This window comes from Desulfocastanea catecholica (assembly GCF_054657295.1).
Genome location: NZ_BAAHYZ010000028.1, coordinates 41,482 through 50,342, shown reverse-complemented (window position 1 = coordinate 50,342; position 8,861 = coordinate 41,482). Strand labels below are relative to the sequence as shown.

General features: G+C 41.1%; 8 protein-coding genes. All 8 read left to right on the top strand.

Going from position 1 to position 8,861, the window contains the following annotated elements; all coding sequences use genetic code 11:
- Nucleotides 1-783, top strand: a 783-nt coding sequence (locus ACYQ8U_RS19390; RefSeq protein WP_459947217.1) for a glycosyltransferase family 2 protein, incomplete at its 5' end; no start/stop codon positions are given.
- A gap of 141 nt (nucleotides 784-924) precedes the next feature.
- A complete protein-coding gene (locus ACYQ8U_RS19385) occupies nucleotides 925-1,800 on the top strand; it encodes an ABC transporter permease (RefSeq protein WP_459947216.1) in 876 nt (291 codons plus the stop codon).
- Nucleotides 1,801-1,807: 7 nt separating this feature from the next.
- Nucleotides 1,808-3,106, top strand: coding sequence for an ABC transporter ATP-binding protein (locus ACYQ8U_RS19380; RefSeq protein ID WP_459947215.1), 1,299 nt, complete (start codon nucleotides 1,808-1,810; stop codon nucleotides 3,104-3,106).
- A 258-nt stretch (nucleotides 3,107-3,364) separates the two neighbouring features.
- Entirely contained in the window at nucleotides 3,365-4,486 is a 1,122-nt protein-coding gene (locus ACYQ8U_RS19375; RefSeq protein WP_459947214.1) for a glycosyltransferase, read from the top strand.
- Nucleotides 4,487-4,692: 206 nt separating this feature from the next.
- Nucleotides 4,693-5,400 (top strand): multidrug transporter, encoded by a 708-nt coding sequence (locus ACYQ8U_RS19370; protein ID WP_459947213.1) that lies wholly within the window; start codon nucleotides 4,693-4,695, stop codon nucleotides 5,398-5,400.
- 308 nt (nucleotides 5,401-5,708) lie between these two features.
- Nucleotides 5,709-6,644 carry a glycosyltransferase family 2 protein gene (locus tag ACYQ8U_RS19365; protein WP_459947212.1) on the top strand — a complete coding sequence of 312 codons (936 nt, stop codon included), beginning with the start codon at nucleotides 5,709-5,711 and terminating at the stop codon, nucleotides 6,642-6,644.
- 3 nt (nucleotides 6,645-6,647) lie between these two features.
- Nucleotides 6,648-7,619 (top strand): hypothetical protein, encoded by a 972-nt coding sequence (locus ACYQ8U_RS19360; protein ID WP_459947211.1) that lies wholly within the window; start codon nucleotides 6,648-6,650, stop codon nucleotides 7,617-7,619.
- A gap of 97 nt (nucleotides 7,620-7,716) precedes the next feature.
- A complete protein-coding gene (locus tag ACYQ8U_RS19355; protein ID WP_459947210.1) occupies nucleotides 7,717-8,832 on the top strand; it encodes a glycosyltransferase in 1,116 nt (371 codons plus the stop codon).
- The last annotated feature ends 29 nt before the right edge of the window (nucleotides 8,833-8,861 follow it).

The following is an 8,861-nucleotide window of genomic DNA, read 5'->3' as shown; positions in this document are numbered from 1 at the left end:
ACTATGAAGAAAAACATGATCAGTGTAATTACTCCAGTGTACAATGGTGGAGTTCATATAGAAAACTGTTTGAAAACTGTTATTGATCAACATTATGAAAATGTAGAACATATCATAGTTGATGGTAATTCACAGGACTCAACAGTGAGTATCGTTAAGCAATATGCAGGTATTTATTCACACATAAAATGGCTCTCTGAGCCAGATAAAGGCCAGTCAGATGCTATGAACAAAGGTATTGCTATGGCAAATGGTGAGGTGTTAGCTATACTGAATGTTGATGATTACTATGAACCTGATGTGTTTAATCGGGTAAATATTCTATTCAAGAATTTGACTTCGCCTGCCTGGCTTGTAGGTAACTGTAACGTATGGGACGCGCAAGGTGACTTAAAGTATATTAATAAACCATCCAAGCTGGATATTACGGAGTTATTGCTTGGTTGGAAAATTAATCCGCACCCGGTAAATCCTTCTGCATATTTCTACCACAAATCATTGCATGATATAATAGGCTTGTATGATATAAATAATCATTTTGCAATGGATCTGGACTTTATTCTAAAGGCTTCAGTTGCAGCAAACACCAAATATGTTGATGAAATTTTTGGTAATTATCGATTACTGGAGGGTACCAAAACAGTACTTGACCAGCAAAAAGGTGAAGCGCAAATACGATCAAAGAGAATTCATCAAAAACATTTTCAAAAACTGAGTTTTATCAAAAAAATTAAAGTGTTTATCTTGAAAGCTTCTTATCAAATTCGTTCAACAATGGAGTAAATAAAGGATACAATGGAGTCCCCCACTTTCTCTTTAGACAAAGTGTATCTATCCAGGTTGGCAACGCATTCCTGTGGGAAGATGAACTCGATGGGTTGCGTAATAAGTAGTTAAAAGAACAACTGAATGAAAGAAAATTAGATGAATATAACAGGAAAAAACAATGTCGAAAACCTTGGCTCTCTAACTGCAGGTAAGATGCTCAAACGTCGGCTCCAAGCAAGAAAAGGATGGGTGTCTATTGATTTTAGAGAAATTTTTTTATTTAAAGACATATTGTATTTTCTGACATGGAAGGAGATTAAAGTTCGCTATAGGCAAACCATTTTTGGAATGGCCTGGGCGGTCATGCAACCCTTTTTTACTATGGTTGTTTTTTCAATATTTTTCGGCAAGCTAGCCAAAATGCCTTCTGATGGCATTCCATATCCTTTGTTTGTTTATAGTGCGATGTTGCCCTGGCTCTTGTTTGCTAACGGGGTCACTAAATCAGCCAATAGTCTTGTTGGTAACGCACAGTTACTGAAGAAAGTATATTTACCACGGATATTTCTTCCTCTTTCTACAATTGTGTCTGGTCTTGTTGACTTTTTTTTAGCCTTTATCATTCTTATAGGCATGATGTTTTATTACGGATTAACACCCACCGTGAATATTTTGTGGTTACCTTTATTTATTCTTGCCGCTGTCAGCGCCTCTTTTGGTATTGGGCTCATACTTTCAGCACTGAATGTGCAATTTCGTGACGTTCGTTTCTTGGTACCATTCATTGTGCAACTCTGGATGTTTATGACTCCTGTTGTTTACCCGACAAGTCTCTTGGCTGAACGCTGGCAGCTTTTGTATTCATTGAATCCTATGGTTGGAGTTGTTGATGGGTTTCGCTGGGCTCTGCTCGGAGTTGGTTCAAGTCCTGGGCCAAGTGCTAGTCTCTCTCTGCTCGTAATCGCTGTGTTATTGACAGGTGGTGTCTTTTATTTTCGTAGGATGGAAAAAACTTTTGCAGATGTGGTGTGAGCTTACTATGAGTAATTTATCAATAAGTGTAAATGAGTTGTCAAAAAAATTTTTAATCGGTGCAATTGCTGCAAAAAATGAGAATTTCGGTGAATATCTTGCGAGGACGATTAAGGCACCTTTTGTTAAAGCAGGTAAATTGATGAGCGGGCATGCCTCCGCCGCCGCAGGACTTGATCAGGATTTCTGGGCCTTGCGTGAGATATCCTTTGATGTGAAACCTGGAGAGGTTGTTGGCCTCATCGGACACAATGGGTCGGGGAAGAGCACTTTGCTTAAGGTGTTAACTGGCATCACCGAGCCGACGCGTGGATACGCGGATATATATGGGCGCGTCGGATCATTGTTAGAAGTAGGTACTGGATTTCATCCAGAACTTACAGGCCGTGACAATGTGTTCTTAAGCGGGGCAATTCTTGGGATGTCTAAAACTGAAATAAAGTCGAAATTTGATGAAATTGTAGATTTTTCCGGGGTGGAGAAATTTATTGACACTCCTGTAAAGCACTATTCCAGCGGTATGTATGTGCGGTTAGCTTTTGCAGTAGCAGCTCATCTAGAACCGGAAATATTGTTTATCGATGAGGTGTTGGCTGTAGGTGATTCTCGTTTTCAAAAAAAGTGTCTTGAGAAGATGGATGATGTTGGTAAGCGTGGCAGAACGATAATTTTTGTGTCGCACCAAATGGCCGCAATAACGAGACTGTGTAGTCGAGTGATTCTGCTTCAAGATGGACAAATTGTTCAGGATGCAGCGGCTCATAAGGTAGTAGGATCGTATATGACTGCTGGTGACATCACCATGGGATGCCATGTCTACAAAGAAAGCGAAAAACAACCAAGTGGAGAAGTGGCCAGATTATTAAGTGTACGTGCCCTTGATGAAAGAGGCGAAGTTTTGGAAGCTACTGATATAAGAAATTCAGTCACTCTGGAAATGGAATTTGAAGTGACCAGTCCTGGTTACATTTTGTTACCTCATTTCACTTGTTTTAATGAAGCTGGAGTGCGCCTTTTTGTCACCGTTGATCGAGATGGAACATGGCGAAAGAAAAAAAGGCCGAAAGGGATATATAAAAGTAAGGTTTTAATTCCAGGAAATTTTTTCACAGAGTGTACTGTTTTTGTAAATGCAAATTTGATTACGCTTGAACCAGATATTCTGCAATTTGTTGCAAAAGATGCAGTTGCATTTCAAGTGGTTGATTCGTTAGACGGTGATTCAGCTAGAGGGGACTATGCCGGCGACATACCCGGAGTTGTTCGACCTGCTTTTAATTGGACAACTGAATATTGCAAGAATTAGGACTGAATGGGATGACCATCCAGAAAGCCGAACATGATCTGTCATTTACTACCATGGGAATAGATTCAGGAGCTATGTCTTGGCATCAATTGTTTCGGCAAACTTACTGAATTAGGATCGTGCTGCTCTCTCAAAAATTCATGATTTATGGACAGACAACTAGCTACCAACTACATTAATTTCTCATAAATGAAAAAGATACTGGTCATTAGTTCTTCGTACCCTCTTCCAGAGAAGAATGGCTCTCGACAACGTACAATGCATTTTGTTCGATATTTTAAGCAATTTGCAGAAGTAGATTTGGTTTATTCGCAGATTGAAGAACCTGAGATTGCAGATAGCAATATTTTTCACAAGTGCATCTGTGTTCCGCTTGGGGAAAATATGAATGAACTCCTCCGTAATTTATATTTTTTTATATTGAGATTGCCTTGGTGTATACTCTCAAAATATTCTGCTAGTTTTAAGAAGCGTTTGTTGAGACTCATATATAAGGAAAACTATGACCTTATTTTTGTTAGATACAGTGTTTTTGCACAATATTTGATTTCCTTACCTTTAGCCATACGCAGCGAGATTTGTTTAGACTTTGATGACGTCTTGTCAGGTTCAATATATGAAGAAATGTATGCTGTTTCGACAAGATATGAATTTAAAAAGCGACTGGATTTCAAGAACCTTGTGGCCTATGAAGCAAAGTGTTGCGATCGATTTGGCACAGTATTGTTTTGTTCCGAGGGCGATTTAAACCTGGTGGCTGGAAAGAAACGAGATAACAGGTTTGTAGTGCCTAATGTTATAAGTGGGGTGGGCAGTGACGGAAATTTTGCACTAAGTGAACTTGTCGCCCCCCATAGTCTCTTGTTTGTCGGAGCCCTCAATTACCTACCTAATTGTGAGGGTATTCTATGGTTTGTTAAAGAAATATTTCCTGAGTTTAAAGCGCAATTTCCCGGGGCAAGATTATCGATTGTTGGGCGTAAGCCAGGAAAATTACTCCAAGAAATTGCACAGGACAAAGATATTGACATATATGCAGATGTTCCTGAGGTTGTCCCATATTATAGACAATGTTCCGTTGTTATCGTGCCTCTTCTTCAGGGGTCCGGAACGCGAATTAAAATCCTTGAATCAGCATTGCTGAATCGCCCGGTTATGTCAACAGAAAAGGGTGCGGAAGGACTTGATTTCACGAACGGAAAGGAGATTTTAATTTTTCACGACTCCAAAAGCTTTATCAGGCAGTATAGAAAACTTCAGAACCGTGATTTTTATCTGGAGGTGGTGAAGAGATCACGAATAAAAGTTGAAGAATGTTATTCTGTGAATTATTTTAACAGGAAAATGGATGATGTAATATTTCGAGATGAATTGAATTGATATATCAGTGTTATGCGAGCCATTTACTTGGAATTATGATAAGAAGGGGCCGCTGTTGAGCCTGTTTTACATGACTGGGTAGAAGAATTAGAGCGGTTGATCGGCTGCGTCTATGTGTAAGAAAAAGAGAAGTCCAGATTTCTAACTTCAATCTGTTGCACTTATTGTACTACTCCAACAAAGATTAGATCATAGAGAGAATCGCAATGAACCAAATATCCTTGAATCCGTCTGCCATTGCTCGTATGCTGGGATTGGTGATTTGTCTTTTGGTTATCGCCAGTATTATGGGACAAGTATCAACATTCGTGTTTGGGCATAGTACCGTTAAGGGACTTGTCCCTCTTTTTAATCTTAATTCGGAGCGAAACATCCCAACTTTTTTCTCCATGTTGCTATTACTGCTCGCATCTTTACTTCTGACGTTCATCACCTTACTTAATTGGAAGCAGAGGAATCCTCATGTGTCGAAATGGGCTATTCTTTCAATCGGATTTTTCTTCATGGCGTACGACGAAGCGTTTCAGGTGCATGAGAAACTGGGCAATCCGGTACATGCGTTGTTGGGCAACAATACTCTAGGGGGCTTCTTTTTTTATTCCTGGGTTATTCCGGGCCTGGCAATTGTATGCTTATTGGGCATCATCTTCATTAGATTCTTGTTGCATCTCCCTGCAAAAACGAGAATCAGATTCTTGATAGCCGGTACCATGTACATTGGTGGAGCCATCGGCTTCGAAATGATCGGAGGTCGCTACCTTGTGTTGCAGGGTGGCAATCAAACTTTGACGTACAGCACGATTTCAACGCTTGAAGAAAGTCTTGAAATGGCGGGCCTTGTTGTTTTCATTTGGGGACTTCTGATATATTGTGCCGACACATTCGAAGAATTGCGCTTCCGGTTTGAGTCCTGATTATCATATGAAAGATAGGATCAGAAGAGACGCCCGCCATCACTTATGGTTTTGAAAAAAATGAGGCCACTCGCTATATGATACATCGAATAATGGCAGAGGATATTTCAATTCGCAATCTTCCAGTGTAAAAGGAATCTTCCTGATATCGACAGATGTTGGGGATATGATATGTTTTATCGAGGTGTTTGTCCTGTAAATGATTGTGCTCCAGTATGGAAATACTAGGGCATCTACTTAATATTTCACTATAACTGGCCCTATTTGGAATGTTTGTTTTTGGAATATAAACCTTGGTAAAATGAAAAATGATTCCAAAGAGTAACCCGTCCGTCTCAGTTATAATACCTGTTTACAACAACGCCCTTTATTTACGAGAGGCTGTTGAATCGGTTTTACAGCAGTCTTTCACCAATTATGAAATTATCATAGTCGATGATGGTTCGAAAGACGATATAGCAGGGCCGATGCAAAAATATCTCGATGAGTTTAAAAATATCCGTTTGCTGCGGCAAGAAAATATGGGGCCTGGCCCAGCGAGAAATACCGGAATCAAGATGGCTACAGGGAGGTGGATTGCTTTTTTAGATGCGGATGATCTCTGGTTACCGGAAAAACTTGAAAAACAGGTAGCTTATCTCAAAAGACTACCGAATACCCTTGTTTCCGGCAGAATTCAAGGACTTGAATGTAGAAATGATGAACCTGAAATGATGGAGATAAATCCACGTTTTAAAGAGTATGACACAAAAGCCGAAGCCCTTACTTATTTATTGAAAATCCCGTACGTATGTGCGGTATGCGGGCTGAGTAGTCTCATCATGAGCAGGGAGATGCTCGACGATGTCGGTGTATTTGATGAGTCGTTGAAGACGGTTGAAGACGATGATCTTATCTTCAGGTTATTTCGGAAATATCCCTTCTATTCTGTTGAAGACGTTGTCGTCTTGAGACGAAAACACTCCGAAAGTATAACAACTGGCTCTGCGCTGGAGCCTCGAATTCAGAACAAGTTTAAGGTGACTAAAAAGTTTTTATCATCGATTGATGATAGAGAGATTGTCAGAAGCAAGAATGACATTTTGGGGTATTGGTCGGAGGCATTTGCAAGGCGTCATCTGTACTGGAATAACTATTTTTATGCCTTGAAATGGATATTGATAGGAGTAATTTTTCACCCACAGTATTTCACAAACCGTCTGCGTAGTAAATCGGTAGGTCTGTTTACCGATAAAAAAAGTTGAACTATGAAATATGTTTATTTTTTAGGATATCCTCATCATCACATTCATCACAAGTTCTATCATAGAACTCTTGGCGGGCACATCTGTGATTCCTTTGTCGAATTGCGATCAACTGAATTTGACAGGAATATTCTGGCGCTTGATGGCAAAGATACTGTCTGGTTTTTCAGCAATTGGTTTCCGTTTATCCATAAACATATTGAGGGAAAACAGATTTTTATCGAGCATGGTTTGAGCTTTAAACCGAGTTTGAATCCAGAGAGGGTTGAGTCACTGAACCGTGATTTTGATCTGATTTTCTCTTCCGGGGTAAGCCAGCGGGACCGAATGATCAGGGAAGGTGTCGATCCCGCCAAAATTAAAGAAATTGGTTATACCACCTTGTTTGAAATGCCAATTGCCGAGGTGATTCCGGATCAAATTCTTATTTCGGTAAGTTATTATGGGACCTGGGGCGAATACGGTAACATGCTGGAAATCATGCGAAGGATGCCTTCATCTCTTGTGGCATATATAACAATGCATCCCTCCTTACCTGAAAACCAGAAGAAAGAGTGTCTTGATATTATCGAGCAGCGAAGTAATTTGCGCTACGTTGAAACACAAGAAGAATTATTGGCTGTAACAGCGTCCAGCAGATGTATATTGGGCAGTTCGAGCTCTGTCTGCACACCTTTTTGGTATCTTGGGAAACCGGTCATTTTTGTGAGAGGAAAGCTAACGCGAATCCCTTTCTATGGATGGCAAAAGGTACGGAATATGATGAGTGATCCGCTGTTTAACCAAATTCTTGCAGAAAGCACAAAAATATCAAGCTGGGAGCAATTTTCTCCGCAGCTTATAGAAAAGGCAAATATATCACCCTCTGGAAAGAAGATATTCTTCAGTACTAACTGGAGTAAGGATGCCACACTCCAGAAAATAAAATTTGAGCTGGAAGCATTAGAGAAGAAACTTAATTCTTTACAGAATTGATCACTTACAGTTGTTTTGCACAGTAAAACCTTATATACCTTCATGTGAGTCGGATGCAATCGATGTCTAGAGTTTAAATGAATTGTCAGGAAAATTGATGTTGTCCGAATCATTGAAGGTCCTCTACGTTATTGACACTCTGGCCCGTGGTGGAACAGAATTACAACTGACTGGACTCATTGACAGGCTGGATCGTCGACGTTTTGCCCCGTACCTCTGTACCCTCCGCGATGTCGACCCTGAGTTGCTGCCGGATGATTGCCCCCACCTGGTTTATAAAGTACCACGACTCCTGAGCCCCAATGGGGTGACCGCAGCCTGGAACCTTTCCAGATTATTACAATCCGAAGGTTTTGCAGTCGTGCAAACATTTTTTCAGGACGCTACGCTGTTTGGTGGTGTTGCGGCTCGTCTTGCCGGCACACCAGTGAGGCTGGCATGCTTTCGCGACCTGGGGTTTTGGCGTACTCGAGGACAGGAATTACTGCTGCGTCGGGTCTATTCGATGATGACAGGTTTTCTCGCCAATGCAGCAATTGTACGTGATCATTTCGCCTTGCACGACGGTTTGAACAAAGATACTATTCAGGTAATTTACAACGGGATTGATCTGGACAACTTGCATTGGATTGACCATGATGGCCCCACTTTGCATGTGGGCATCGTAGGCAACCTGAACCGCCGGGTTAAACGCACGGATTTGTTTCTGCGCGCCGCCGGCCAGGTAAGTCAAAAATATCCACAGATTACCTGGCATGTGCTGGGTGATGGTCAATATCGTGCGGAATATGAAGAGCTTGCCCGAAATGAAGGTCTTGCCGACCGGGTGATTTTTACAGGAAACATTGAAAAGGTGACTGACTATCTCGGTAAACTGCAGGTTGGCGTTCTTTGTTCGGATTCTGAAGGTTTCAGTAATGCTTTGCTGGAGTACATGAGTTGTGGCTGTGCTACCATAGCAACGCGTGTGGGTGGCAATATCGAGGCAGTTACAGAAGGGCAAACAGGTTTATTGGTTCCTCCAGATAATGTCGATGCGTTGGTTTGTGGTCTGCTAAAATTGGTTGAGAATATTCCTTTGCGGCGAAAGTTGGCAGTTGCAGCTCGAGAAACTGTAGCTGTCCGTTTCGGATGGAATCAATGTGTAGCTGCACATGAAGCGATTTATGAAAGAGCACGTGACATACGGCAAGATATACGTGGGAGTGAGTAAATGAAATTACGCAAAGAAATTCCCTGCAA